Source organism: Limnohabitans sp. Rim11, assembly GCF_001269365.1.
Classification (GTDB): Bacteria; Pseudomonadota; Gammaproteobacteria; order Burkholderiales; family Burkholderiaceae_C; genus Limnohabitans_A.
In genome coordinates this window covers 918,765-945,200 of sequence record NZ_CXOM01000001.1, presented here as the reverse complement: position 1 = coordinate 945,200, position 26,436 = coordinate 918,765, and the positions used below count along the sequence as shown (strand labels likewise).

Below are 26,436 nucleotides of genomic sequence, written 5' to 3'. Positions count from 1 at the left end.
TGAAGGTAGGTCATGCGGCTTGTCAATTGCCCGGCTTAACTGATTGAGCGGCCTTGGCTGCAGCAGCTTGGTCCAAAGCATGTTGCGCTTCTGGAGGCATGTAATTTTCGTCGTGCTTGGCCAAAACTTCAGAGGCTGCAAACAATTTGTTGTCAGACAATTTGCCTTGGGCCACAACACCCTTGCCTTCTTTGAACAAATCGGGCAACAAGCCCTTGTACTTCACAGGCACCTCGTGGGCAAAGTCAGTCACCACAAACAGAATGTTCTCACCATCTTTAACCAAGCTACCTTCTTTGACCATACCGCCCACCCGAAACGCGCGCTCCTTGGGGGCTTCACCTTGGAAGACTTGGGTGGGTGTAAAAAAGAAAACCAAATTGCTTTGAAATGCATTCAAAACAAACATGCCCGCAATGGCCAAGGCACTCACGCCCAGGGCAATCAATAAAAATCTTTGGTGTCTAGGTTTCATGTCTGCCAGTCCTTGCCCTGCGTCTCTTGGGCTTCCAATTCATGAACAACTTGGGTAAGGGCTTGGCCCCGCGCATGCTTGACCCACATCGCTTCAATGACCATGCACAAAGCCGTGACGCCAAAGCTGCCCCACACATAAATGCCATAGCCGCCCATAGCCCAAAAATCTGCGGCGCTGTTCCAAATCATGCTGTTGCTCCTGAACGAATGGTTTTCACTTCGGGCAAATCGGCCACCCATTGGGCGTGGCGTTCTCGGATCAAAATAATGCTGCGCACTCTGTAAAGCGCCATGGCCACTGCGTACATCCAAAATGCGATGCCCATGATCAGCATGGCCTCCAACATGATTTGCGCCATGCTGGAGCCTTTGGTCAAGGACACCGATGCGCCTTGGTGCAAAGTGTTCCACCACTTCACAGAAAAATAAATGACCGGCACGTTGAGTGCACCCACGATGGCCAAAATGCCACCTGCTTTATCGGCACGTCGTGGGTCGTCAATGGCGCTGGTTAATGCGATGTAGCCCAAGTACAAGAAAAACAAAATGAGCTCTGAAGTCAGTCGTGCATCCCAGACCCACCAAGCGCCCCACATGGGCTTGCCCCACAAGGCCCCGGTCCACAATGAAAGAAATGCAAAGATGGCGCCGGTAGGTGCCAAAGCGCGGCACATCATGCCCGACAAACGGGTGTTTAGCGTGATGCCCAAAATAGCCCAAAAAGCCATGGCCAAATAGATGACCATCGACATCCATGAAACAGGCACATGGACAAAAATAATTCGGTAGCCCTCACCTTGCTGAAAATCTGAGGGCGCCACAAACATGCCCAACCACAAACCCCAAACCGCAAGGCCTGTGCCTAACAAGGCAAACAAAGGCCACAACTTTCCAGCCAATGGGTAAAAGTTTTGAGGCGATGCGAAATGAAATAATTTCTGGAACATGAAACGATTCTTAAGATTCAAGCGCAACGCGAACTGAGGCCGCGCTAGCCCATGGACTGAACACTGCAGCAATCAGTACCATGGCCGCCAAAATAGACAAATGCGCTGAAGCACCTAGGCCACTGATTTCGGCTTGTACTGCACCCGCACCAAAAACCAATGCAGGCACATAAAGCGGCAACACCAGCAAGGTCAACAAAACATCACCCCCTCGGACACCCAAGGTCAGTGCAGCACCAATTGAACCAATCAAAGACAAAACAGGCGTCCCAATTAGAAGACTCAAAGTTAAAACCCACAGTGCGCTGGCAGAAAGGTCAAATTGCAAGCCCAAAATAGGCGCCAACAACACCAAAGGCAAGCCCGAGAGTAACCAATGCGCCAGAATTTTGGCAGCCACAAGAACTGAAAGGCTATTTGGCGATAGGGCCATTTGCTCGAGGGTGCCGTCGGCGTAATCGGCGGCAAACATGCGCCCCAAAGAAAGCATGCTGGCCAACAAGGCCCCTACCCACAAAATACCTGGTGCCACCAGACGCAAGGTATTCATTTCGGGGCCAATGCCCAAAGGAAACAAAGCGGCCACCACCACAAAGAAAAACACGGAGGTAATGACCTCATTCTTGCGCCTGAGGGCCAAGGTCAGGTCGCGTTTGACGATGGTGATAAATGCACTCATGCCTTCAGCCTGTAAGAACGGCCTTGACCCGCCAATGTCACCATTTGGTGGCTGGTAAAAAGAACCATCCCCTGCCTGTTTAAGTGGCCATTGATGACTTCTGACAGCACTTTTTGGGCAGCGGCATCCAAAGCCACAAAAGGCTCGTCCAAAATCCACAGCGGGGCCGAACTGACCAACAAGCGCGCCAAAGCCGTGCGGCGCTTTTGTCCTTGAGACAGAACACGTACCGGCAAATGCTCCCGACCCTTGAGGCCCAGCTGGGCCAAAGCAGCCTTGGCATCCGCCAAAGACAAGGCGCGGCCCGCAATGGCGGTATCCGCGCGCAGGTTTTCCAAGGGGGTTAAATCTTCTTTAAGTGCCAATTGGTGGCCTAAATACGCCAAATTGGCTCTAAATTCATCGATATTGCTTGAAACTGGCTGGCCCTGCCATTGAATTTGGCCTTGTTCTAGGGCGCTTAAACCGCAGGCCAATCTGAGCAAGCTGGTTTTACCAACGCCGTTGTCCCCTTCCAAATGCAGCCATTCACCCGGCTGCAATGCAAAAGAAACGCCTGAAAACAGGCGCTTATCACCGCGGGAACAAGAAAGATTGGAGATGCTGAACATGTGGCTGAATCATCGCAGATCAGGCCCATCAAGAATTGACTCATGTCAATTGACAAGGGCTAAATTTTAGAAAGCAAAGGCATTCTAACTTTGACGCTCCCCAAGCAAGGCAAAAAGAGCCTTTAAAACAAGATATCCGGTGATATCCGCCAGAATTCAAGGTTTTAGTGGCCTTGATTTGGCTGAAGTTCTTGCGCTTGTTTTTCTGCTTCTGCTTTTCGATAAAGACTGAGCACATTGGGGATGCGCTCTAGCAGTTCAACCCATTCGTAATCGAATGGCAAGCCAATCCAATCGCCATTCGCTTTCAAGCCCGCAATGCTTGCCTTGATATGGTGCCTGGCCACGTCAAATGTTTTTAACTCGTCTTCCGTCAAGGACTCTCTTTTGTTTTTAGAAATATCTGCCTCGAGTACAAACAACACATCGCGGTGCAAGGCCAAGTCGCGTTTTAAAGATTCTGTGGAGCGAGCGCCAGTGTGGGGATGCTCTATTGCTTCTAATTTTTCCGCAATTTCTTTGAAGTTTTGCTGTGTTTGGAAGTAAAAGATTAGCAGCCCAGCCACCAAAATAAACAACACGCCAATTACCAGCAGAAAAAAATTGTCCATCCAGGGCCTCGCTCCATTTGCATCATCAGATGACCCTATCCTAATCAACTGTCTCCTAGGCGGCAATACGAAGCCTACCGATCGGGGTCTTTGATGCAGAAAAACAGCATCAAAGCTAAACTGCAAAGCCAAGAGCACATTCTTTAAGTCAACCAATACCATGTCAGACAACACCATCCAAGCCATTCCAGAACAAACAACCCGATTTGGCAGTGGCAATGCTGTCAAACGCGTTGAAGACCAATTGCTGCTGTTGGGTTCTGGTACGTACGCCAACGATGTGAGCTTGCCAGGTCAAACTCACCTGGTATTTTTAAGATCGCCCTACCCCCACGCCAAAATTACAAGCATTGACACCCAAGCCGCCAAAGCCATGCCTGGCGTCCATGGCGTTTTGACTGGGCAAGATTTGTTAGCGGCTGGTCTTAAACCGATGGCTCGCCCCATGAATTTCAAACGGGCTGATGGCAGTCCCCTGTCTAGCACCACCCGTTTCATCTTGGCCACAGACACCGTTCGATTTGTGGGTGAACCCATTGTGGCAGTGGTAGCTGACACCGAAGAACAAGCCAAGAATGCGGCTGAAGCCATTCAAATTGACTTTGAGCCTTTGGCCAGTGCAACGCTTTTGTCGGATGCCTTAGCGCCTTCAGCCCCACTTTTGACGGAAGCCCCAGACAACCGCGTGGCCGAAACCCGCTACGGTGACGCCGCCGCCACACAAAGAGCCTTCGACCAAGCGGCCCATGTGGTTCACCTGAACATCGTGAACCAACGCTTGGCCGCTTTATCCATCGAACCGCGCAGTGTCTTGGCATATGTCGACAACGGCCGCCTGACCATTCGCCTAAGCAGCCAAATGCCCACTGGCGTTCGCACAGCCGTCTGCGATGTCATTGGTTTGAACAAAGAAAACGTTCGTGTCATTGTGGGCGATGTCGGCGGCGGCTTTGGCATGAAAACAGGCGCCTACGCTGAAGATCTGGTGACCGCTTATTGCGCGCACAAATTGGGCCGACCCGTCAAATGGATTGCCGACCGCAACGAAGAATTTTTAAGCAGCTCGCATGGCCGCGACATTGAAACCCAAGCGTCCATGGCCCTTGCCCAAGACGGCAAAATTTTGGGACTGCGCATCGAAACCTTGGCCAACGTGGGCGCCTACCCCACCATGACAGGCTTGGCCATTCAAATGCTCATTGGACCTTGGGTCCAGAGCAGTGTGTACGACATTCAAACCATCGACTACCACTTTACGGGCGTGCTGACCAACACCGCCAGCACAGGCGCATACCGCGGCGCGGGCCGGCCTGAGGCCATCTACAACATAGAACGCTTGATGGACGAAGCCGCCAGAGTGAGCGGCATCGATCGCATTGAATTGCGTCGCAAGAATTTTGTAACGCCCTCACAAATGCCCTACAAAAATCCGATGGGCCAAGTCTATGACGTTGGCGCTTTCGAAATGATCATGGACGAAGCACTGCAAAAAGCCGACTGGAAAGGTTTTGCCCAGCGCGAAGCCTCTTCTAAGGCCAAAGGCTTGTGGCGTGGTTTGGGCGTAGCCACCTTCCTCGAATGGACTGGCGGTAACGCACTCGAAGAAAACGTCCAGGTGCAAATTTTGGCAGACGGCATGATTGAAGTGGCCTCTGCCGTCAATGCCATGGGCCAAGGCATTGCCACCTCTTTGGCGCAACTGGTGGTCGATGTATTTGGCGTAGACATCTCCCAAGTGCGCGTCATTTTGGGCGACACCGACCGTGCCAATGGCTTTGGCAGTGCAGGCTCTCGCTCCCTGTTTACAGGCGGCTCGGCCATGCGAGTGGGCGCAGAAAAAACATTGGACAAAGCGCGCGAACTAGCCGGCCAAGCCCTGGAGGCATCGCCTGCAGATTTGGCTTATCAATCGGGAAGCTTTAGTGTGAAGGGCACCGATTTGAAAATTTCATTGGCCGAATTGGCCAAGCGCCAGCCTGATGCGCGCATTGAAATTCAATCGAGCACCACAGCCAGCGGTCCGACATGGCCCAATGGCTGTCATATTTGCGAAGTGGAAGTTAACCCTTCTACAGGCGAAACCCAAGTGGTGTCCTACACCTCCGTCAACGACATTGGCCGGGTGGTCAACCCCATGATTGTGGAAGGCCAATTGGACGGCGGCGCAGTTCAAGGCATGGGTCAAGCTTTGTTAGAGGCGCTTGTGTACGACGCAGAAAGTGGCCAGTTGGTCACAGGCAGCTTGATGGACTATGCCGCACCCCGCGCAGACATCATGCCGCAAATGTTCAAAACCTACACAAACCAAAGCGTACCAAGCACCAACAATGTGCTTGGCGTCAAAGGTGTGGGCGAATTGGGCACCATTGGCGCAACGCCCTGTGTGGTTAACGCCATTGCCGATGCTTTGGCCAGAAATGGGCAAGCTGATAAAGCCCCTCAACTTCAAATGCCCCTGACACCCTACAAGCTCTGGGAGCAAATGCAAGCAAACTAAAGTTGTAAGTAAAATTGATCAAAATTAGAGTACTTATTACTAATCTAGGCTCTTTTCTTTGATTAGAATGAGATCATGTCCTCGAACCAAAACTCAAACACAGACAACACTTACCTGCGTTTTTTGCAGTTGGCCAAGGCTATTCAAAATTTGCCAGATGGCCAAATTTTGGATGCTAACGAGAATGCGCTTCTAGAAGCCATTGCCCTTCGCTGGTTCGAACAAAAATCCATGACCGTTCGTGAGGCCATTGGTCTGTCGGAGTTGGGCTCGCCTGCAACCTTGCACAAGCGCATTACGCGCCTGCGCAGCAAAGGCATGGTGGAAGCATTCAACCAGCCCGACGACAAGCGTGCCAAATACCTCATCCCCACCGAAAAAACATTGGCCATGTTCAATGACTTTGGCAAAAAGATCGTGGTTGTAGCTTCTAGCGCTACCTAAATTACCCCTAGGCCGTTCGCGTTTCAGCGATCTGCCAAAAACAATTCTTGCAGGTCACTCAAGAAATCAAACCCGCGCTCAGTGGGCCACACTTTGGCCATGTCTCTGGCAATCAAACCCTTGGCTTCAGCTTCTGACAAGCCTTTTTGAATGGCGGTCATGGCCAAGCCAGTTCGCGCCATGAAATCGGTCAAGGCAAAACCGTCTTTCAAACGCAGGGCGTTCAGCATGTATTCAAAAGGCAAATCTTCACGCTTGACTTCTTCGTGTTGCGTAGCAGGCTCACCCCTTAAAGCTTGCGCCATGTAAAGCTGCGGTTCACGGTAGCGCACTTGTCGCGTAATACGGTGCGCAAAACTCAGCTTGCTGTGCGCCCCAGCACCAATGCCCAAATAATCGCCAAACTGCCAATAGTTCAAGTTGTGCCAGCACTTGTGGGCTGGCTTGGCATAGGCCGAAACTTCGTAGCGTTGCAAACCCTCAGCGCCTGTCATCTCCGTAATCAAATCCATCATGGCGTAAGCATCGTCATCCTCTGGCAACACAGGGGGATGTTTAGCAAACAAGGTATTGGGCTCAATGGTGAGGTGATAGATTGAAATGTGGGGGGGCTTGAAACTCAAAGCCGTTTCAATGTCTTTTGACAAATCTTGCAAAGTTTGGCCAGGCAAGGCATACATCACATCCAAATTGAAGGTGTCAAATGCCGCTTGTGCTTCTTCCACAGCGGCCATGGCTTGGTCTCGGTTGTGCACACGGCCCAAGGCCTTTAAATGCGCATCATTGAAACTTTGCACACCAATGGACAAGCGCGTCACGCCTGCCGCTCTAAACGCCTTGAAGCGATCTTTTTCAAAAGTGCCAGGATTGGCTTCTAATGTAATTTCGGCTTCGGCCTCTAGGGGCAATCTGGCGCGAATGCCACTGATCAATCTGTCAATGCTGGCCGGCTCAAACAAACTGGGTGTGCCGCCGCCAATGAATACACTGTGCACTGGTCGGCCCCAAACCAATGGCAGGCTGGTCTCTAAATCGGCCAGCAAGGCATCGATGTAACGATCCTCGGGCATGCCTTCTTGCTTGCTTTGCCACTCGTGCGAATTGAAATCGCAATAGGGACATTTTTTGATGCACCAAGGCAAGTGCACATACAAGGACAGGGGCGGCAAGGCTTGCAATTGCAGCAAGCCAGGCCGCATGGCATGCACCACATCAAAAGCTTGCTTCATGCTTTACAAACCCCAACGCTCACGCATGAGAGCAAGCATGGCTTGAGAGGATCTGCCGCGGTGGCTGTTGGCGTTTTTAACTTCAACAGGCAATTGGGCAAACGTTTGACCAAACTCGGGCAAGAACAACACGGGGTCAAAACCAAAGCCATTGCTGCCAATGGGTTCGCGCGCAATGTCGACCACCACACGCCCCACCGCAATCAGGGGCTCGGGGTCAAAGGCACTTCTAACAGCCACCAAGGTGCTGACCATGGCGGCGCGCCGGTTGTCGATGTGGGCCATTTGTTCAAGCACCGCCTTGACATTGTTGACATCGGATTTTTCATAGCCAAACTGCGTGCAGTAGTAAGCCGTGTCGACACCCGGCAAGCCACCGAAGGCATCAATGCACAAACCCGCATCGTCTGCCACGGCAGGCAAGCCGCTGTGTTGTGCGGCATGTCTGGCCTTGGCCAAAGCGTTTTCGACAAAGGTTTTGAAAGGCTCTGCCGCTTCAGAAATATTCAGTTCAGACTGCCGTACCAGCTGCACATTGAGCGTGCCAAACAGGGTTTGCAATTCGGCCAATTTGCCGGCATTGTTGGAAGCCAGAACCATCTTCATGGCATCAAGCTCCAGCCTGCACGTGGGTTTGACGTGATGTCTTTTGCAGGACCACCAATTCGGCAATGCCTTTTTCAGCCAAGGCCAACAAGCTGTCCATTTCTTTGCGCGTAAATGCCACGCCCTCTGCAGTGCCCTGCACTTCCACAAAGTTGCCCGCACCTGTCATGACCACATTCATGTCGGTATCGCACGAAGAGTCTTCGGTGTAGTCCAAGTCAAGTAATGCAGTGCCGTTTTTCAGACCTACAGAGATAGCAGCCACTGAATCAATGATCGGAGTCTCTGTCAGTTTGCCTTGGTGCATGAGCCAATCGACAGCGTCTTGCGCTGCCACAAATGCACCCGTGATGCTGGCTGTGCGCGTACCGCCGTCGGCTTGCAGCACATCGCAATCCAAATGAATGGTGCGCTCGCCCAACTTTTTCAAATCGAACACGGCGCGCATAGAGCGGCCAATGAGGCGTTGAATTTCTTGGGTGCGACCACTTTGTTTGCCACGTGCGGCTTCGCGGTCGCCGCGGGTATGGGTGGCGCGGGGCAACATACCGTATTCGGCTGTGACCCAACCCTCGCCACTGCCCTTTTTGTGACCCGGTACTTTTTCTTCGACAGAAGCGGTGCACAGCACGCGCGTGTCGCCAAACTCAATCAGCACAGAACCTTCGGCGTGAACGGTGTAGCCGCGCGTGATGCGCACATTGCGAAGTTGATCTTGAGCTCGGCCATGGGCGCGTGCATTTTCTGGGTTTGGCTTAGCTTGGGTCATGTTGGGGTACGGCTTGTTAAGAGATGTCTTAAGTTTGAGATAATCGGGAATGTGCTTCGGGCCTCGAATTTGGGCCCCACCTTGATCAGCAGTTCAAACTGCTGCACCCTAGAAAGAATCCATGCCAGTTTACAGTATGACCGGGTACGCCAGCGTGCAGTCCAGCACGCCCTCCCCAGACGCCCAGACCGAATCTTCGGCCGCGGCATCGGTTCGTTTCGGACTGGAAATTCGCTCGGTCAACAGTCGCTTCTTAGACCTCAGCTTCAGGTTGCCCGATGAGCTTAGACACACAGAACCCGCTCTGCGCGAACACATCACCCAACACATCAAGCGCGGCAAAGTAGAGGTTCGCGCCGTTTATCACAGCAACCAAGACAGCGACTTGGCCGATCCGTCTATTGGCACACTCCAAAAGCTATTGAGTCTGCAAAACAAAATTCAAAGCTGGCTACCAGGTGCCCGCGACCTGAGCGTGTCGGATGTCATCAAACTGGCCTCTCACGAAAAGTCTGGCACCGGCTTGAACGAAGCCGACCTCATGCCCTTGGCCACACAAGCCGTTAAAGCGCTCAAAGATGCTCGCTCCCGCGAAGGCGCGCGCTTGGCCGAAATGCTGCAAGACCGCATTGGTCAACTCCGAAGCTTGGCAGAACAAGCCGCCCCCTTGCTGCCCCAATTGGTGGAACAACAGCGCCAGCGCTTCATCGATCGCTGGAACGAGGCCATGGCTTTGTCAGAGGGCAATGTGTCTTCTGACGTGGCCAAAGACCGCGCACTGACCGAGGCTACGGCATTTGCCATTCGAATCGACGTGGCTGAAGAACTGACGCGTTTGGCCTCTCACTTAGACGAACTGAGCCGACTCATCAAAAAGGGCGGCGACATTGGCAAGCGCCTCGACTTCCTGATTCAAGAACTTCACCGCGAAGCCAACACACTGGGCTCCAAATCGGCCGCCCTCGAACTCACCAAAATCTCGGTCGACATGAAGGTCTTGATTGAGCAAATGCGTGAGCAAGTGCAAAACATCGAATAAGTTGACTACACTCCTTGCCATGGAATATCCTGGAAACCTCTACGTTGTAGCCGCCCCCAGTGGTGCGGGTAAGTCCAGCCTGGTCAAGGCCCTCATGGAGCTTGACGCGCGCGTACTGCCTTCGGTATCACACACCACCCGAGCTCCGCGCGGGCAAGAAAAACATGGCCGCGAATACTTCTTTGTGCCTCAGCAAGAGTTTGACGCCATGGTGGCCGCCGATGCTTTTGTGGAATGGGCCAATGTGCACAGCCACCGCTATGGCACCTCCAAAAAAATGCTCGAAGAGCGCATGACGCAAGGCTCAGACGTTATTTTGGAAATTGACTACCAGGGCGCCATCCAAATTCAAAAGATGTACGCCAATGCCATCCTGATCTTCATTTTGCCCCCCAGCTGGGAAGAATTGCGCAGCCGTTTAGAGCGCCGGGGCGAAGACAGCACCGAAACCATCGAATTGCGCCTCCAAAATGCGGCCATTGAGCTGGCTCAGGTTAAAGAATTTGACTTCGTTATAATCAACGAAGTTTTCGATCGCGCCTTGTTTGACCTCAAGGCCATCGTGCACGCTCAGCGCCTCAAGTACCTTGCCCAGCGCCGAGCCCGTGCCGAAACTTTCGAATCCCTCCATATCACCTGATTTACTTACCGGAGACCGTCATGGCCCGCATCACTGTTGAAGATTGCTTGGAACAGATCCCTAACCGTTTCCAATTGGTATTGGCCGCTACTTACCGCGCCCGCATGCTGAGCCAAGGCCACACACCCCGCGTTGAAAGCAAAAACAAACCCGCCGTCACAGCCCTGCGCGAAATTGCAGCTGGCAAAGTCGGTTTGGAAATGCTCAAAAAAGTAAACTAAAGCGCTCACTGCTTGGACTTCTAACAGTCCAAGCCCACAAGCCCCAAAGTCTCATCACTTGGGGCTTTTTCACGTCTGTCAGACAAGCGTTACATTTGAGGCATGCGCGCAGCTTTTACATCTATTTTTCACAAATCCGGTAGTACTTCAATACCCGGAAAGCGCGACAACGCCCACAACATCCAAGTTGGCACGCCCACGGCCAGTGCCGCCAATGCCGCGGCCGCAAGTTTTGCGGCCTTAGTCGCCCAATTGGGTTATCTGACAGCTTCAGACATTGAATTGGTTCGCAAAGCCTACAAATTTGCAGACGAAGCACACCTGGGCCAGCTGCGCAAAAATGGCGAGCCCTACATCACCCACCCAATTGCTGTGGCCGCGCAGTGCACCGAATGGAAACTGGATGCGCCAGCCCTCATGGCCGCCCTCATGCACGATGTGATGGAAGACTGCGGCGTGACCAAATCAGACTTGATTGAGAAGTTTGGTTCGTCGGTTGCAGAGCTGGTAGATGGCCTGACCAAACTCGACAAACTCGAATTCAATACGCGCGAAGAAAATCAAGCCGAGTCGTTTAGAAAAATGCTGTTGGCCATGGCCCGCGATGTGCGCGTTATTCTCATCAAACTGGCCGACCGCACGCACAACATGCGCACCATGTCCGACATGCCGCGCGAAAAATGGGGACGCATTTCTTCTGAAACTTTAGAGATCTATGCACCGATTGCACACCGCTTGGGTTTGAATCAAACCTATCGTGAATTGCAAGATTTGTCGTTCCGTTATTCCATGCCCTGGCGCTACAACGTCCTGGCCAAAGCGGTGGCCAAGGCGCGCAACAGAAGACGCGATTTAATTCAAAAAGTGCAAGGCGAATTAGAGTCTACGTTTTCAAAAGCAGGCATCAACGTTCAAATATCTGGCCGCGAAAAAACGCTCTATTCCATTTACAAAAAAATGGATGGCAAGCACCTAAGCTTTGCGCAAGTGACCGACATTTACGGCTTCAGACTCATCGTTCCTTCTGTGATTGATTGCTACACAGCGCTGGGCATCTTGCACCAAATGTACAAGCCTGTGCCAGGCCGCTTTAAGGACCACATTGCCATTGGCAAGGTCAATGGCTATCAGTCTCTGCACACCACCTTGGTTGGCCCCTCGGGCGTCAACGTAGAGTTTCAAATGCGCACCGAAGCCATGAATGTGGTGGCTGAGTCGGGCGTTGCAGCACATTGGTTGTACAAAGACAAAAGCAGCAACGGCATGGAAGCTGAACGCCTGGGTACGCAGTGGCTTCAATCATTGCTCGATATCCAAAAAGAAACGCGCGATGCCACAGAGTTTTGGGACCACGTCAAAGTTGACTTGTTCCCCGATGCTGTTTATGTGTTCACACCCAAGAGCCAAATCATGTCGCTGCCGCGTGGCGCTACCGTGGTCGACTTTGCCTACATGATTCACAGCAACTTGGGCGACCATTTGTTGGCTGCCAAGATCAACAACCAGCAAGTGCCTTTGCGTACCGAGTTGAAAAATGGCGACATCGTGGAAGTGATGACCGACCCCACTTCAACGCCCAATCCATCTTGGTTGGGCTTTGTCAGAACAGGTCGCGCGCGTTCTCGAATTAGGCATCACCTTAAAACCATGGCGCACAGCGAATCCATGGATTTGGGCTTGAAGCTTTTGACACAGGCCCTCCGTGCAGAAGGCATTGAAAAATTGCCCGATGACCCAACGCGGTATCAAGCCTTGTGGGAAAAATTATTCCGTTTCACGGGCAACAAAAATCGCAGCGACCTGTTGGTCGATGTGGGCTTGGGCAAACGCATTGCCAGCATTGTGGCCAAACGCATTGCAGCCTTGTTGTCTGAAATGGGCGAAAAACCAGACCCCTTGCTCATGACGCGCGAACGCTTTATGGCCAGCGACAGTTTGTCGCAAGGCGCCATTCTTTTGGACGGCACCGAAAACGCTTCGGTGGTCTATGCCACTTGCTGCCGCCCCTTGCCTGGCGATCAAATCATTGGTTATTTGGGCCGCGGCGAAGGCTTGGCAGTTCACACCGCAGATTGCAGCGTGGGCCTCAAGCTTCAGCAAAAAGACAGCGAGCGCTTCATTGGGGTGGAATGGTCTGATGAACCGCTGCGCAATTTTGAAACCAGCATCCGTGTCACGGTGGTCAACACCAAGGGCGTTCTGGCCCGAGTGGCTGGCACCTTGGCCAATTCAGAAGTCGACATTGTTCACGTAGAGATGGGTCAAGCCAGTGCGCAAGATGCGGCCGAAAACACCTTCATCATTTCGGTGCGCGATTTGAGTCACCTAGAGACAGTGCTCAAGAATTTGAAACGCACACCTGCGGTTTTGAATGCCGAGCGCATCACACACCGCGTGCGAGGACAAGCCACTAGCGAAGAATAAGCCAGGCTTCAGTCTGATTTGGCTTCGGTAGACGGCTTGGGATACGACACTGACAAGACTTCTATTTCACGCCATCCTTGGGGCGTGACCAATTTCAGAACATCGCCCGTGCTTGATTTGAGAAGGGTCCTGGCAATGGGAGACACCCAGCTCACCTCCCCTTTTAGGCTGTCAGCCTCATCAATACCGCGAATGGTGACAGTGCGTTCATCGCCGTTTTCTTCCACATAGGTGACGGTGGCGCCAAAGAAAATTTGATCTTTGCCGTGATGCGCACTGGGGTCTGTCACTTCTGCAATTTCGAGGCGTTTGGTGAGGAATCGAATGCGTCGGTCAATTTCTCTTAGGCGTTTTTTTCCGTACAAATAATCGCCGTTTTCGGAGCGGTCGCCATTGCTGGCTGCCCAATGAACAATTTCCACCACTTTAGGGCGTTCGTCATCGATCAAGGTAAACAGCTCGGCCCTGAGGTCGGCATAGCCTTTGGGCGTCATGTAATTGCGCGCACCTGCAGGCAAAGGCGGCAGGCTGGGGTCTTCGCCGTCGTCTTGGGGATCTGCGTCTGATTCGCGGGTAAATGCTTTGCTCATGGCCAAAGTATCAAGAATTGAAATTAAATCTGGCAGCACAAAGAAAAACAGCCTAGGGGCGTAAGCCTCTAAGCTGTGTTCTAGTCTCGATAAATCGAAATCTGGTGCGGCTGGCAGGAATCGAACCCACGACCCCTTGGTTCGTAGCCAAGTACTCTATCCAGCTGAGCTACAGCCGCGAAGCTGTGGATTATAGCATGACTTTTTTATTGAAATGCGTTTTTCGAATTTTGGGGCCCCAACCTAAACCAGAAGCCCGACAAAGCAATGGCCAACAAGACGAGAATGAGTGCAACTCCGGCAAGAATGGCCGTGATTTCTGTGTCTCTTTTTTCCAGGGTAAATTGGGTCGAGAGATGTTGATAGACTTTTTTCAAGTCTTCTGCAGAACCTGCCTTGAAGTAATCGGCTTCCGTGATTTTGGCCACGGCTTTAAGGGCCTCTTCATCCACCTGCGTAAAAAACGAATAACCCTCGTAACCAGGAATGAAACCATTGGGCGTGCCAAAGCCCACGGTGTAAACACGCACGCCTAAGTCTGCGGCTTTCTTGGCGGCCATCAAAGGATCGGGACCAGTGGTTCTGCGACCGTCCGACAGCAGCACTATGGCACCGCCTTTGTAGGAACCAGGGGGCTCTGGCGGGCGCTCTTTAGCGGCGGGCTTGGCATCTAAACTTTTGGCCCCACCCGATGCGCCATAGGACGAGGCATCGCCATAGCCATAGGGGTTGGCGCTATAAAGCAATGCTTCCAAATCGATTTTGGCCTCGGGCCTCAGCGTGGCCAATGCCAACAGCAAGCCACTGCCCGTGGCCGTGCCTCTTTGCAGTTGAAAGCGGTCTATGGCCGATACCAATTCTTCTCTTTGGTTGGTCACATGCTGAACCACTTGCGCATTGCCCGCAAAAGACACCACGCCCACCCTGACATTGGGCGGCAATTCTTGTAAAAAATCTTTGGCAGCTTTTTGCGCAGCCTTGATGCGACTCGGATCGACATCTTCTGCCAACATGCTTCTGGACACGTCCATGGCCATGATGAGGGTCATGTAGTCGGCTGGCAAAGTGACGCGGGCCATGGGCCGGGCACTGGCAAACAGCAAGAGTGCCAAAGCCAAAGCCAACAATGCGGGGGGGACATGACGGCGCCAAGGCGACGGCGTCTCCATGTTTTGCAAGATCCAGGAAACGGCAGAAAACGAGACCGTTTGTTTGCGCTTTCTCTTTAACAGCCAAAGATACCCCGCCACCATCAAGGGCACAAGCAGCAGCGACCAGAGCATGAAGGGTTGTAGAAATTGCATTGCCATCAGGGTTATAGCCAGATACGCCAATTTAACACCGAAGCTTATGCTATGGTTATTTGATGAAACGTGAAGCGGTTTTTAGCAAAAGCCCGCGACCAGCAGGTTTAGATAAGCACGCGCCTACTTCAGCAAGCTCTGCCAATTCCTCCCAATCACCCCAGACGACCCACATCGATTCAGGCACAGCCTCGAGTTCTGAAAAGTCCAGGTTGCCTTCATTCAAATCACTGCTCCGTTGGGATTTTTTGGCTGTCTTTTTATTGGGTGTAGCCTTGAGTCTTTTGGCTGTGGGTATTTTTTCGCCATCGTTTCAAGCGCGCAGTGCACTCACACAAAAAGACATTGATGCCGCTGTGCTGCACACCTTGCAAACCAAAGAACTCCCGTCTCAAAGCGCCAAAGCAGCAGCGTCCATTCAAGGTGCAGTGGTTCACGTGCAAGCTTATGTGGCCAATCCCAAAAAGAAAGATGCTGATATCGAAAGCGGTGTAGGTACTGGGGTGGTCATTAAAGACGACGGCACCATCCTGACCAACTTCCATGTCATCTCGGGTGCCAAAAAATTGCGCGTGACGTTTTTTGACGGCACTGAAGCCGACGCCATCGTCATTGGGGTTCAACCCGAAAAAGATTTGGCAGTCATCAAGCCGCAAAAAATTCCAGATGATTTAGAGCCTGCCATTTTGGGTTCAAGCCAACAGTTGGTTCCAGGCGATGCGGTGGTGGCAGTCGGGTTTCCATTTGGCATTGGGCCATCGGTGTCTTCTGGCGTCGTATCTGGTTTGAATCGAAGCTTTAAATCGCCAGATGGTAAACAAGAACTGAGTGGCTTAATTCAATTTGATGCAGCAGCCAACCCCGGCAACTCAGGCGGTCCGCTAGTCAACCTGTCTGGCGAGGTGGTGGGCATTGTGACCGCCATCCTTAACCCAACGTCAGCGCGCACCTTCATTGGCATTGGCTTTGCCACCACCATCGAAAGTGCTGGCAGCGCTGTGGGCTTACCCCCTTTCTAGAATTTGAAGGAGACAACATGAGCGTTTCAAACGAAGCTTGGCGAGGTCACGGTGGCAATCCCACCAACTCCAAACCCGAAGAGGCCGCAGCCCTCATGCAAAGGCTGATGTACGAAGTCAAGCGCGTGGTGGTCGGTCAAGATGCATTTTTAGAACGGGTGCTGATTGCTTTGTTAGCACAAGGTCATTTGCTCATTGAAGGTGTGCCCGGCTTGGCCAAAACCCTCACCGTCAATACATTGGCCAAAACCCTCAATGGCAGTTTCAGTCGCATTCAATTCACACCAGACTTGCTGCCCGCCGACCTGGTGGGCACGCGCATCTTCAATCAACAGACCAGCGAATTCAGCACCGTCTTGGGGCCTGTGTTTGCTAACTTGTTGCTGGCCGATGAAATTAACCGAGCCCCCGCCAAAGTTCAAAGCGCGTTGTTGGAAGTGATGCAAGAACGACAAGTGACCATTGCGGGTCAAACGCATCGTGTGCCCTCACCTTTTTTGGTCATGGCCACCCAAAACCCCATTGAAACAGAAGGCACCTATCCCCTGCCCGAAGCGCAAGTCGACCGCTTCATGATGAAAGTCTTGATTGACTACCCCAGCGAAGACGACGAGTTTGTCATTGTGCAAAGGGTCATTGCTGGCGGTGCGCAAGTGACTGGCGTGGTCAGCCCAGAAGATCTCAAAGCATTGCAAGTGCAGTGCCGTCATTGCTATGTAGATCCTAGCCTCATTCACTATGCCGTCAAACTAATTTCAGCCACGCGCTTTCCTGCGCGGTATGGGCTTGAATCTTTGGCTGGCTTGATTAGCTTTGGCGCTAGCCCTCGTGCCAGCATTGGCCTGATTGAAGGCGCTCGCGCACTTGCCTTGCTGCGCGGCCGCGACTATGCATTGCCGCAAGACTTGGCCGATTTGGTGCCCGACATTCTGAGACACCGTTTGGTTTTGTCTTACACCGCGTTGGCCGAGGGCAAAACTGCAGACACTCTCATTCAAGACATCATGAAAGCGGTGCCCATGCCAGAGCAACCGCTGGAAGCGCATGTCCGCTGAGGCATTGCTTCAGCAACTTGAGTGGACGGTGCTGCGCCGTCTCGATGGCTTGCTGCAAGGCGATCACAAAACCTTGTTCAGAGGTTCGGGGTTAGAGCTGGCCGACCTGCGCGAATACCAAGCGCATGACGATGTGCGGCATATCGATTGGAACGTGACGGCGCGCATGCAAACACCCTTTGTGCGAGAGCATCAAGAAGACCGAGAAATCAGCGCGTGGTTTTTGTTGGATGTTAGTGGCTCGATGGATTTTGGCAGCGCCAACCAAACCAAACGCCAGGTGATGATGAACTTTGTCGGCGTCATGGCCAAGTTGCTCATGAAACGGGGCAATCGCATTGGCGCCTTGATTTTGAACCCTGCTGAACCGGATGGTTTCAAACACATTCCGGCACGCATGGGCCGGCGTCACTTGCTGCATGTGTTGCATGTTTTAGAAACATCACCCCAAACACAGCAAACTCATCAAACCCCACTGAATGAGTGGCTGTCCAGAGCCAATGGGCTGCTCAAACGCCGCTCCAGTGTCTTTGTCGTGTCCGACTTTATGGGTGACTTCAATTGGTCCTCCGAGTTGAGTGCCATGGGGCGCAGGCACGACACGGTGGCAGCACGCCTGTTCGATCCTGCCGAAATGAATCTGCCCAATGCAGGATTGATGTTGCTGCAAGACTCTGAAACTGCGCAGCAGTTATTGCTGGACACCACCAATGCCAAGTTCAGAAACCGTTACGCGCAATTGGTCGAAGAACGCGAGCAGCAGTTGGCCACATGCTTTGCGCAAGCTGGCGTGGATGCACTGGAACTGTCTACTCAGGACGACTTGGCCAGTGCCTTGTTGCAATTTTCAGAATTGAGAAAGCGGAGAGTCTGGCGTGCCTGATTTAAGCTCCCTTCAATTTTTGTGGCCCTTGATGTTGTATGCCTGTGCTGGGGTGCCACTCTTTGCGCTCGTCTACAGCTACAAAACCAGAAAAATACCACCCGTTTTCTTGTGCCTAGGTTTGCTCTTACTTTGCACCGCACTGGCACGGCCCCAAACCGTCATGATGACGCCCCTGCGCGAAGCCACTGTGATGCTGGTGATGGACACCTCTGGCAGCATGCGCGCTAAAGATATCAAACCCTCGCGCATAGAAGCAGCCCAAGAAGCCGCCCAACAATTTATTCAAGACAAGCCCAGCAGACTGCGCGTGGGCTTGGTCACGGCAGCAGGTACTGCCGCCTTGGTTCAAGCGCCTACAGAAGAACGTGATTCTTTGTTAAAGGCCTTGGACTATTTGCCATTGCAATATGGATCGGCTTTGGGCACTGGCCTATTGGTTTCTTTAGAAGCACTTTTGCCAGGAGCTGGCATTGATGCCCAAAAAATTATCAATGAAGCCTCCGACATGGGGGGCGCCAAAAAACCTACAGACACAGGCAAATCTCTGGACGATAAAAACAAGCCGCCCAAAGAATCGGAAGCGTCCGCCAGTCGCGGCAAAAACATGGCCATCGTTTTAATGAGCGACGGTCAGAGCAACATGGGCCCCGAGTTACTCAAAATGGCTGAACTGGCGGCCAAGCACGAAGTCAAGGTCTACACCGTGGGCATTGGCACCCCAGAAGGTGATGTGGTGCACATGCAAGGGCGCAGCATGCGAGTCAAACTGGAAGACGAAGCGCTTAAAAAAGTGTCGGCCATAACTCAAGGCGAATACTTCAGAGCAGACAGCACAGAAGGCCTGAAGAATGTGTACGACAAACTCGGTTTCAAGCTGCGTTTTGAAAAGCGCTCCATGAGTGAAATTAGCGCGCAAGTTGCCTTACTTGGCATGCTGCTAGTTTTGGCTAGCATCACCCGCAACTTTGTTCGGATGGGCAAAATTATCTAGTGCACGGGCTTCTAAATTCTGGTTCGTTACAACGGCAAACCGCGTTAATATCAAAGCCATGTTGACTCACAGCCCCCAAGACCTTTCGCAACGGCATATTCCCTTAAAGGGTGCCTCCAATTTTCGTGACCTTGGTGGCTATGTGGGCCATGAAGGCCGCCCCGTCCAGTGGCGCAAAATATTTCGCTCCGACCATCTGGCCTCGCTGGATGAACACGATCTCAAGCAGCTCCAAACCTTGGGCATTGCGCGCACCTTTGATTTCAGAGGTGTTTTAGAAAGCCAAGCCCAGTCGTATGCATGGCCAGGTATTCAACGTCACAGCCTCAGCATTGAACCCACTGTGGTTCAACGTCTGCAAGCACAGCACCTCAGTGGCAAGCCTTTGTCGGCGGCAGATGCACTGGACGCCATGCAAACCACCTACCGCGACTTTGTGAAAGCAGACTCCAATCGCTTCGCAGAGTTGTTTGAACATTTGCTGGCCAAGCCAGAGCCCCTGCTGTTTCATTGCACTGCAGGCAAAGACAGAACCGGCTTGGCTGCAGCCCTTATTTTGTCGGCTTTGGGTGTGTCTGAAAAAGACATTTGGCAAGATTACTTGCTAACCAACCAGCTTTACAAGCGCAACAGCATAGGCGCAACCCTGCTGTCGCCCGATGTGCTGAAAATTGTTTGGGAAGTGCAAGAGAGCTTCTTGCAGGCCTCTTTGGACATCATTCACCAAGACCATGGCGGCATGCAAAACTACCTCAACCAGAAGCTAAAGCTATCGCCTGCAGCTTTGCAAAAACTCAGGGCCAGCTACTTAGCTTGAGCTGGCAGGTGCTACCGCCGCACCTTGAATGTTGTGCCGCGCCATCGACTGGCTCACAAAGCCGGAGGCTTTGAGGTCTTCTACAAATTGTTTCAAATAAGCTTGGGCTTCTGGGCTGCGTGTTTTGGGTAGGCCCATGGCTTGCTCGATGACCATGAAGCGGCCAGGCAACAAACGCAAATTGGGCAAGCGTTTGGCATCCATTTCCAGTTGTTGTTTGACGCCAGCCGCCACTTCTAATTTTTCAGACAAGAAAAAATCGACTGTGGTGGGCGATGAAGGTGCACGCTGAATTTCGGCATTTTTAATTTCACGCGTTAGAAACAAGTCGTAGGCACTGCCTTTGCCCACTGCAATGCGAATGCCTGCTTGGTCCACTTGATCGTTGGCGGTGAAGGGAGAGTCATTGGGCACCAAATAACTGCCTTCAATCAAGACGTAGGGCGCCGTGAAGGCAATGCCTTTTCCGCGGATGGGGTCTATGGCAAAGAAGCCAAAGTCGGCCGTTTCTTGGGTCACAGCTTCCACAGATTGAGCTGCCGTCTGCCCCACTAGCAAAGTCAAGGGAACGTTCAAGCGCCTTGCTAGTTCGGTGGCAATGTCAATGGAGATGCCATAAGGTTGACCATCGGCGTTTTGGTTGGCTAAAATAGGGTTACCCAAATTGATGGCGGCTCTGAGCGTTCCTGTGGGCGCAAATTCTGAAGTGAGCTGAAGTGACATGATTTTTCGATTGACAAATATTCAAGGCTTGACGCATTCATCTTGACCCTTGACTTTGAAACAAGAGCAAGTGAGTGCATACGATTTCATGGTGCCTTTGACCACGGGCATGCTGGCATTGCGCGTGGCGTTTCCTGGAATGGCAAATTTTGGCACAAACACTTTGCCCACTGTGCGGCCATCTGTTAGCTCTACATTGGCGGCTGCACATTGAATGGGGCCTTTGAGGCCGTTGTTCAATTCAAAGATGAGGGTTTGAGTGTCATCTTTAGCCCAACCCGCATTCAGTTTGATTTTTTGAAGCTCGGTTTTAGACAACGGAACATCCACCAAGCCTCCATTAGAAAATGGATTCCATGCCAGGGCTGGCAGTGACAGGCACATCAAAAAAATAAAGGGCATGCGACGCATGCCCTTTATTCTAGAGGATCAATTTTTAATTTGTCACTGACAATCCAGAACAGTTTTGTATTACCTTAGATACCGCGCAGAAGGAAATATCAAAGTGAACTTTGAACCTTTGCCAAGCTCGCTTTCAATTTTGAGTTCACCGCCGTGACGTTGCATCACATGTTTGGTAATGGCCAATCCAAGTCCTGTTCCACCGGATTCGCGTGACCTGCTTCTATCGACTCGGTAGAACCGTTCAGTCAATCTTGGCAAATGCTCAGACCCTATACCAGGACCCGTATCAGAGACTGAAAAGTACAAGCGGTTATCGGCTTGCTCAGACCATGTACAAGTTACTTTGCCACCAGCAGGGGTATACCTCACCGCATTATTGACCAGATTAGAGACAGCGCTGTAGATCTCATTTCTAGCACCAATCAGATGAATTGCGGGCAGCAAATTAAACTCTAAAACTTGGGGCGTATCAAAAGCTCCGATGTGCGTATCAGACAACCCTCTCGCTTCGATTTCAATTGTGGTCATCAACGCCGACAGTTCAACTTGTTCAGTTAGCTGCGGCAAAGGACTGCCTTCAAGTTGAGACAATATCAATAAGTCGCTGACCAATCCTTGCATACGACCCGCTTGGACAGCCATTAAGCCCAAATAATTAGCGCGCTCCTCTGGCTGCAAACTTAAACTTTGGAGGGTCTCAATAAAGCCGCTCAGAACCGTCAAAGGCGTGCGGATTTCGTGCGAGACATTGGCTACAAAATCTCTTCGCATGGCATCTGCCTGCGCTAATGCGGTTACGTCGCGGGTCAATAACAATTTTCTTGTTTCGGCATAGGCATGCAACTGGACCGACAGTTTGACGCTTTTCATCAATGACTCGGAGCGCCCCTCAATGACCACTTCATTGTCATGACTCTCTTGTGCAAAGTACTTATTGAACACAGGGTCACGCACCAAATGAATGATGTGCTGCATCAGGTCTCGCTTGGTATCAAAGCCCAAATGCTGCGCGGCTGTTTGATTACACCACTCAATTCGGCCTTCAGGATCAAGCAACACCACCCCATTGGGTGACGCTTGAATGGCCAAAAGAAAATCTTGTAAGCGCTGCTGGTGGGACGCTGTTTGCTTTTTTTGATCGCTTAAAAGACGGCGCAATCGATCGATCAGATCACCCCACAATCCACCCAAAACAGGTGGTTCTAAGACCAAATTGTGTCTGAGCCATTTTGAAATTTTTTGAGCTCGCCACAAATCAATCAAGTTGGTAAACAATGTGACCAGCAAAGCGCCGCTCAAAGCGCCGATTAAATCGGCGTACCAAAATCCTGCAATAGCCGCAATGGCCATCCAGAAAAACAAGCCTAAGAACCGAGGCAACATAAATCAGTTCAACTTCTTTTCGATCTGAACCTGAGCGGCCGATGCCGATTGCGAGAAGCGATAACCGGCGCCACGGACAGTTTCGACCATGGCACCAGCAGCACCCAAGGCCTCACGCAAACGCTTCACGTGAACATCGACAGTTCTCTCTTCAATGAAAACATGATCGCCCCACACTCGATCCAAAAGTTGTCCGCGGCTGTGAACTCGTTCTTTGTGAGTCATGAAGTACTGCAATAACTTGAATTCTGTCGGCCCTAATTTTAAGGGCTGATCTTGATAAGTGACTCGATGCGTGTCTGCATCCAAAATCAAATCATTGGTTTCAATTCGGCCACCTGATTGCTCGGGGGCTCTTCGACGCAGTACCGCACGAACTCGAGCTAACAGTTCTTTGGTAGAAAACGGTTTGACAATGTAGTCGTCTGCGCCAGAGTCCAGGCCAGCCACGCGATCAGACTCATCACTTCGCGCAGTCAACATGATGATTGGAATGTCCTTGGTTCTGGCATGACCTCGCCATCTCTTTGACAAACTCAAGCCACTGTCGCCAGGCAGCATCCAATCGAGCAGAATGACATCCGGAAGAACATCATCTAGCTCTTTCTGAGCTGTGATGCCATCCATGGCCCAAATGGGCTGAAATCCGTTGTGACGCAAATTGACAGCAATCAGTTCTGCAATGGCAGGCTCATCCTCAACAATCAAGATGCGCGGCAAATTTCTCATTTAACCGCTGACTCCACATCTGCCAAAGCAATGTGACGCACATCAGCGCCCTTCACCACATAAATAATGAACTCTGCAATGTTCTTGGCATGGTCACCAATTCGCTCAATGGCTTTGGCCACAAACAAAAGGTCTAAGCTGGCAGAGATGGTGCGTGGGTCTTCCATCATGTAAGTGACCAACTTGCGAACAAAGCCATCAAACTCGGCATCAATCAAGTCGTCTTCTTTCAAAATATTGACGGCCTCTGTGACGTCGAGACGTGCAAACGAATCGAGCGCTTTACGCAACAGACCTGAAGCCAAGTCAGAGGCAATGCGCAATTCTGATGCTGGCAATGAACGAGAGTTGCCGCTGGCACTGATCGCTTTCACCATGCGTGCAATTTTCTCTGCCTCATCGCCGACGCGCTCTAAATTGGCAGTAATTTTGGAAATGGCAATCAGCAGTCGAAGGTCTCGTGCTGTGGGTTGACGACGTGCAATGATGGAAGACAAATCACGGTCGATTTCGACTTCCATAGAATTGACTTGCGACTCGGTGGCAATGACTTGATCTGCCACTTCATTACTGAATTGCGCCAATGCAAAAACGGCATGCCTAATTTGCGATTCAACAAGCCCGCCAAGCTCAAGCACGCGGCTGGAGACACTGCCTAACTCGTTGTCAAATTGACTTGAAATGTGTTTATCCATTTTCAGGGCTCCTGTTTAGCCGAATCGGCCAGTAATGTAATCTTCAGTTTCTTGACGTGCTGGCTTCATGAAGATTTGGTCTGTTTCGCCAAACTCCATCAATTCGCCCAAATACATGTAGGCGGTGTAATCAGAGACTCGCGCTGCTTGTTGCATGTTGTGCGTCACAATGACCACGGTGTATTCGCTCTTTAGGGTGTGCACCAACTCTTCAACCTTGCCCGTTGAGATTGGATCGAGTGCTGAGGTGGGTTCGTCCAACAACAAAATGGAGGGCTTTACCGCAATGCCGCGGGCGATACATAGACGCTGCTGCTGGCCACCCGACAAGGACAAGCCGCTTTGGTTGAGTTTGTTCTTCACTTCGTCCCAAATGGCTGCCTTTTGCAAGGCCCATTCAACGCGGTCGTCCATGTCGCTGCGGGATAACTTTTCGTACAAACGAACGCCAAACGCAATGTTGTCATAGATGGACATGGGAAAAGGTGTTGGCTTTTGGAACACCATGCCAATTCGCGAACGCAACAAGTTCAAGTCTTGTTTAGGCTCCAATATGTTTTTGCCATCAAACAGAATCTCGCCTTCAGCACGCTGACCTGGATACAAGTCATACATGCGATTCAGGGTTCGCAGCAGCGTTGACTTGCCGCAACCAGAAGGGCCAATGAACGCAGTGACTGTGTTCTTTAGAATATTCAGATTGATGTGCTTTAAGCCTTGAAAAGCGCCATAGTAGAAGTTCAAATCACGAACTTCTAAAATCGTTTCTTTGGGTTCTGGTTTTGAATTCATTTTGAATAGATCTGGTTAAGCCGCTACTTTTTCGCGGAATACAACGCGGGCAATGATGTTCAAGGTCAAGACAGTCAGGGTAATTAAGAGCGCCCCACCCCAAGCCAAGTTAACCCAGTTCTCGTAGGGACTCATGGCAAATTGGAAAATAACCACAGGCAAATTGGCCATGGGTTTGCTCATGTCCATGTTGAAGAATTGATTGTTAAGCGCCGTAAACAACAAGGGGGCCGTCTCACCACTGACGCGCGCCAAGGCCAGCAGCAAGCCAGTCATCACGCCGCTTCGAGCAGCTTTGAGCACTACCGATGTCGACACTTTCCATTTGGGTGCACCCAGAGCAAATGCAGCTTCGCGCAAACTCACAGGCACTAGCTTCAGCATGTTCTCAGTAGTGCGAACCACGACTGGAATAGCAATCAAAGTGAGCGCGACGGTGCCGGCCCATCCTGAGAAGTGTTTGAAAGGCACAACCACCATGGCATAGACAAACAAGCCAATCACGATAGAAGGCGCAGACAACATGATGTCGTTCACGAAGCGCGTGACAGATGCGAGGCGGCTTCTGTCGCCAAACTCTGACAAATACACGCCGGCCAACACACCAATGGGGGTGCTAATTAAGGAGCACGACACCACGATCATCAAACTGCCAACAATGGCGTTGGCCAAGCCACCGCCCTCTGATCCAGGCGCAGGCGTACTTTGCGTGAACATGGCCAAATCGAGTGCAGAAAATCCTTTAATGAGCAAGATGCTCAAGATCCAAAGCAAGAAACTCAGGCCCACTGCCATGGCAGTCATCGACAAGACCATGCCAAAGAAATTAGTACGTTTACGCCTTGCGTAAATGCTGGGGTCTTTGTTGCTCATGTTTTTAGACCTTTCTTAGCTTCGGCGCGCAGCAGCATCCATTTGGCCAATGACAACACCACCAGGGTGATCACAAACAAAGCCAGTGCCAGCGCAAACAGAGATGAGTAATGCAAACCGGGTTCTGCTTCACCAAATTCATTGGCCAAGGTTGAAGCAATGGAGTTACCAGGTGAAAACAAGGATGGCGAGAGTTTGTGAGCGTTTCCAATGACAAACGTGACGGCCATGGTTTCGCCCAGTGCGCGGCCCAAGCCCAACATGACACCACCTACAACACCCGTTTTGGTGTAGGGCAAAACAATTTTGGTCACAACCTCCCAAGTGGTACAACCAATGCCGTAGGCAGACTCTTTCAAAATGGGCGGGACGATTTCAAACACATCGCGCATGACGGATGCAATGAAAGGCAGAATCATCATGGCCAAAATGAGGCCAGCTGCCAAAATACCGATGCCATTGAAGGCGCCAGTGAACAAAATGCCAATCACTGGCAACTGGCCCACAGTAGCAGCCAGTGAGGGCTGCACATACTCGGCAAACAAGGGCGCAAATATAAACAAACCAAACATGCCATAAATAATGGATGGCACCGCAGCCAATAACTCAATGGCAGTACCCAAGGGTCGGCGAAGACTCATGGGGCACGTTTCAGTTAAGAAAACGGCGATGCCAAAACTCAAGGGCAAGGCAATCACAATGGCAATGGTGGCCGTAACCACCGTACCAAAAATAGCAATCAAACCACCAAACTGGGAATTGATAATGTCCCACTCAACGGTATAGAAGAACTTCAGGCCAAATGTTTCTAACACCGGCAACGAACTCACAAACAATGAGACGATGATGCCCGTCAATGCCACCAAGGTGGACATGGCAAAAACCAAGGTGGTTTTTTCAAAGAAAAAATCTTGCCACCGCTGCCAGCGCAACACGCTCTGGCGGTGCGAGGTCATCAATTCGTCTGCATTGTTCATGTC

The 26,436-nt window shown here is 51.6% G+C and carries 31 protein-coding genes and 1 tRNA gene; 11 read left to right on the top strand and 21 right to left on the bottom strand.

All coding sequences use genetic code 11. From position 1 onward, the window contains the following. Positions 1-22 precede the first annotated feature (22 nt). From ccmE to AMM03_RS04625, 6 genes are all read right to left on the bottom strand, one after another. Complete coding sequence (gene ccmE / locus AMM03_RS04650; RefSeq protein WP_090129240.1) at positions 23-475, bottom strand: cytochrome c maturation protein CcmE; 453 nt, start codon at positions 473-475, stop codon at positions 23-25. Beyond that, the gene (gene ccmD / locus AMM03_RS04645) at positions 472-666 is read right to left on the bottom strand and encodes a heme exporter protein CcmD (protein WP_090129239.1); all 195 of its coding nucleotides are present in this window, start codon (positions 664-666) and stop codon (positions 472-474) included. The genes ccmE and ccmD overlap by 4 nt, the downstream gene beginning before the upstream one ends. Next, entirely contained in the window at positions 663-1,424 is a 762-nt protein-coding gene (ccmC, locus tag AMM03_RS04640) for a heme ABC transporter permease CcmC (RefSeq protein ID WP_090129238.1), read from the bottom strand. Before ccmC ends, ccmD begins: the two co-directional genes overlap by 4 nt. A gap of 10 nt (positions 1,425-1,434) precedes the next feature. Further along, on the bottom strand, positions 1,435-2,103 hold the full coding sequence (gene ccmB, locus AMM03_RS04635) for a heme exporter protein CcmB (RefSeq protein ID WP_090129237.1): 669 nt from the start codon (positions 2,101-2,103) through the stop codon (positions 1,435-1,437). Then, positions 2,100-2,714 (bottom strand): cytochrome c biogenesis heme-transporting ATPase CcmA, encoded by a 615-nt coding sequence (ccmA, locus tag AMM03_RS04630; protein WP_090129236.1) that lies wholly within the window; start codon positions 2,712-2,714, stop codon positions 2,100-2,102. The genes ccmB and ccmA overlap by 4 nt, the downstream gene beginning before the upstream one ends. A gap of 164 nt (positions 2,715-2,878) precedes the next feature. Further along, complete coding sequence (locus AMM03_RS04625; RefSeq protein ID WP_090129235.1) at positions 2,879-3,325, bottom strand: hypothetical protein; 447 nt, start codon at positions 3,323-3,325, stop codon at positions 2,879-2,881. Between the two features lie 160 nt (positions 3,326-3,485). On the opposite strand from AMM03_RS04625, the gene AMM03_RS04620 reads away from it, so the two are divergent. Then, a complete protein-coding gene (locus tag AMM03_RS04620; RefSeq protein ID WP_090129234.1) occupies positions 3,486-5,822 on the top strand; it encodes a xanthine dehydrogenase family protein molybdopterin-binding subunit in 2,337 nt (778 codons plus the stop codon). Positions 5,823-5,897: 75 nt separating this feature from the next. After that, positions 5,898-6,266 carry a helix-turn-helix domain-containing protein gene (locus AMM03_RS04615; RefSeq protein ID WP_090129233.1) on the top strand — a complete coding sequence of 123 codons (369 nt, stop codon included), beginning with the start codon at positions 5,898-5,900 and terminating at the stop codon, positions 6,264-6,266. A gap of 23 nt (positions 6,267-6,289) precedes the next feature. Here the strand turns inward: AMM03_RS04615 and hemW are convergent, their stop codons facing one another. Genes hemW through rph form a run of 3 tightly spaced genes read right to left on the bottom strand, consistent with a single transcriptional unit; the run spans position 6,290 to position 8,870 of the window. Next, positions 6,290-7,495, bottom strand: a complete 1,206-nt coding sequence (hemW, locus tag AMM03_RS04610) for a radical SAM family heme chaperone HemW (RefSeq protein ID WP_090129232.1) — start codon at positions 7,493-7,495, stop codon at positions 6,290-6,292. 3 nt (positions 7,496-7,498) lie between these two features. Beyond that, positions 7,499-8,101, bottom strand: a complete 603-nt coding sequence (locus tag AMM03_RS04605) for a non-canonical purine NTP pyrophosphatase (RefSeq protein WP_090129231.1) — start codon at positions 8,099-8,101, stop codon at positions 7,499-7,501. Positions 8,102-8,105: 4 nt separating this feature from the next. Next, on the bottom strand, positions 8,106-8,870 hold the full coding sequence (gene rph / locus AMM03_RS04600) for a ribonuclease PH (protein WP_090129230.1): 765 nt from the start codon (positions 8,868-8,870) through the stop codon (positions 8,106-8,108). 121 nt (positions 8,871-8,991) lie between these two features. Here rph and AMM03_RS04595 point away from each other — a divergent pair, with 121 nt between their 5' ends. From AMM03_RS04595 to AMM03_RS04580, 4 genes are all read left to right on the top strand, one after another. After that, positions 8,992-9,909 carry a YicC/YloC family endoribonuclease gene (locus AMM03_RS04595; RefSeq protein ID WP_194942761.1) on the top strand — a complete coding sequence of 306 codons (918 nt, stop codon included), beginning with the start codon at positions 8,992-8,994 and terminating at the stop codon, positions 9,907-9,909. 19 nt (positions 9,910-9,928) lie between these two features. Next, entirely contained in the window at positions 9,929-10,549 is a 621-nt protein-coding gene (gene gmk, locus AMM03_RS04590; protein ID WP_090129351.1) for a guanylate kinase, read from the top strand. Between the two features lie 20 nt (positions 10,550-10,569). After that, positions 10,570-10,770, top strand: a complete 201-nt coding sequence (rpoZ, locus tag AMM03_RS04585; protein WP_090129228.1) for a DNA-directed RNA polymerase subunit omega — start codon at positions 10,570-10,572, stop codon at positions 10,768-10,770. A gap of 102 nt (positions 10,771-10,872) precedes the next feature. Continuing rightward, positions 10,873-13,194 (top strand): RelA/SpoT family protein, encoded by a 2,322-nt coding sequence (locus AMM03_RS04580; RefSeq protein ID WP_090129227.1) that lies wholly within the window; start codon positions 10,873-10,875, stop codon positions 13,192-13,194. Between the two features lie 8 nt (positions 13,195-13,202). Here the strand turns inward: AMM03_RS04580 and greB are convergent, their stop codons facing one another. The 4 genes from greB to AMM03_RS14255 all read right to left on the bottom strand — a co-directional run bounded on the left by greB (position 13,203) and on the right by AMM03_RS14255 (position 15,314). Continuing rightward, complete coding sequence (gene greB / locus AMM03_RS04575) at positions 13,203-13,784, bottom strand: transcription elongation factor GreB (RefSeq protein ID WP_090129226.1); 582 nt, start codon at positions 13,782-13,784, stop codon at positions 13,203-13,205. Positions 13,785-13,886: 102 nt separating this feature from the next. Next, a tRNA-Arg gene (locus AMM03_RS04570) sits at positions 13,887-13,963 on the bottom strand. Between the two features lie 27 nt (positions 13,964-13,990). After that, a complete protein-coding gene (locus AMM03_RS04565; protein WP_090129350.1) occupies positions 13,991-15,088 on the bottom strand; it encodes a VWA domain-containing protein in 1,098 nt (365 codons plus the stop codon). Positions 15,089-15,143: 55 nt separating this feature from the next. Continuing rightward, positions 15,144-15,314 carry a hypothetical protein gene (locus tag AMM03_RS14255; protein WP_228764557.1) on the bottom strand — a complete coding sequence of 57 codons (171 nt, stop codon included), beginning with the start codon at positions 15,312-15,314 and terminating at the stop codon, positions 15,144-15,146. 49 nt (positions 15,315-15,363) lie between these two features. Between AMM03_RS14255 and AMM03_RS04560 the strand changes: the two genes are divergently transcribed. The 5 genes from AMM03_RS04560 (at position 15,364) to AMM03_RS04540 (ending at position 19,856) form a co-directional block, all read left to right on the top strand. Continuing rightward, complete coding sequence (locus tag AMM03_RS04560; RefSeq protein WP_369793660.1) at positions 15,364-16,107, top strand: S1C family serine protease; 744 nt, start codon at positions 15,364-15,366, stop codon at positions 16,105-16,107. 95 nt (positions 16,108-16,202) lie between these two features. Continuing rightward, positions 16,203-17,162, top strand: a complete 960-nt coding sequence (locus AMM03_RS04555; RefSeq protein WP_090129349.1) for an AAA family ATPase — start codon at positions 16,203-16,205, stop codon at positions 17,160-17,162. Then, on the top strand, positions 17,152-18,045 hold the full coding sequence (locus AMM03_RS04550) for a DUF58 domain-containing protein (RefSeq protein WP_090129224.1): 894 nt from the start codon (positions 17,152-17,154) through the stop codon (positions 18,043-18,045). The genes AMM03_RS04555 and AMM03_RS04550 overlap by 11 nt, the downstream gene beginning before the upstream one ends. Continuing rightward, complete coding sequence (locus tag AMM03_RS04545; RefSeq protein ID WP_090129223.1) at positions 18,038-19,039, top strand: VWA domain-containing protein; 1,002 nt, start codon at positions 18,038-18,040, stop codon at positions 19,037-19,039. Before AMM03_RS04550 ends, AMM03_RS04545 begins: the two co-directional genes overlap by 8 nt. Positions 19,040-19,097: 58 nt before the next feature. Next, positions 19,098-19,856, top strand: coding sequence for a tyrosine-protein phosphatase (locus AMM03_RS04540; RefSeq protein ID WP_090129222.1), 759 nt, complete (start codon positions 19,098-19,100; stop codon positions 19,854-19,856). Here AMM03_RS04540 and AMM03_RS04535 read toward each other — a convergent pair. From AMM03_RS04535 to pstC, 8 genes are read right to left on the bottom strand one after another with little or no spacing between them, the layout of a single operon-like run. Beyond that, a complete protein-coding gene (locus tag AMM03_RS04535) occupies positions 19,848-20,579 on the bottom strand; it encodes an ABC transporter substrate-binding protein (RefSeq protein WP_090129221.1) in 732 nt (243 codons plus the stop codon). The two genes, AMM03_RS04540 and AMM03_RS04535, sit on opposite strands and share 9 nt — an antisense overlap. 21 nt (positions 20,580-20,600) lie before the next feature. Further along, entirely contained in the window at positions 20,601-20,990 is a 390-nt protein-coding gene (locus AMM03_RS04530; RefSeq protein ID WP_090129220.1) for a hypothetical protein, read from the bottom strand. Positions 20,991-21,050: 60 nt separating this feature from the next. After that, a complete protein-coding gene (gene phoR / locus AMM03_RS04525) occupies positions 21,051-22,367 on the bottom strand; it encodes a phosphate regulon sensor histidine kinase PhoR (protein WP_090129219.1) in 1,317 nt (438 codons plus the stop codon). A 3-nt stretch (positions 22,368-22,370) separates the two neighbouring features. Further along, positions 22,371-23,096, bottom strand: a complete 726-nt coding sequence (gene phoB / locus AMM03_RS04520) for a phosphate regulon transcriptional regulator PhoB (RefSeq protein ID WP_090129218.1) — start codon at positions 23,094-23,096, stop codon at positions 22,371-22,373. Continuing rightward, positions 23,093-23,791 carry a phosphate signaling complex protein PhoU gene (gene phoU, locus AMM03_RS04515; RefSeq protein ID WP_090129217.1) on the bottom strand — a complete coding sequence of 233 codons (699 nt, stop codon included), beginning with the start codon at positions 23,789-23,791 and terminating at the stop codon, positions 23,093-23,095. Before phoU ends, phoB begins: the two co-directional genes overlap by 4 nt. A 15-nt stretch (positions 23,792-23,806) precedes the next feature. After that, positions 23,807-24,583 carry a phosphate ABC transporter ATP-binding protein PstB gene (pstB, locus tag AMM03_RS04510; protein ID WP_090129216.1) on the bottom strand — a complete coding sequence of 259 codons (777 nt, stop codon included), beginning with the start codon at positions 24,581-24,583 and terminating at the stop codon, positions 23,807-23,809. Positions 24,584-24,598: 15 nt separating this feature from the next. Further along, positions 24,599-25,456 carry a phosphate ABC transporter permease PstA gene (gene pstA / locus AMM03_RS04505; protein WP_090129215.1) on the bottom strand — a complete coding sequence of 286 codons (858 nt, stop codon included), beginning with the start codon at positions 25,454-25,456 and terminating at the stop codon, positions 24,599-24,601. After that, entirely contained in the window at positions 25,453-26,433 is a 981-nt protein-coding gene (pstC, locus tag AMM03_RS04500; protein ID WP_090129214.1) for a phosphate ABC transporter permease subunit PstC, read from the bottom strand. The genes pstA and pstC overlap by 4 nt, the downstream gene beginning before the upstream one ends. Positions 26,434-26,436: the final 3 nt, after the last annotated feature.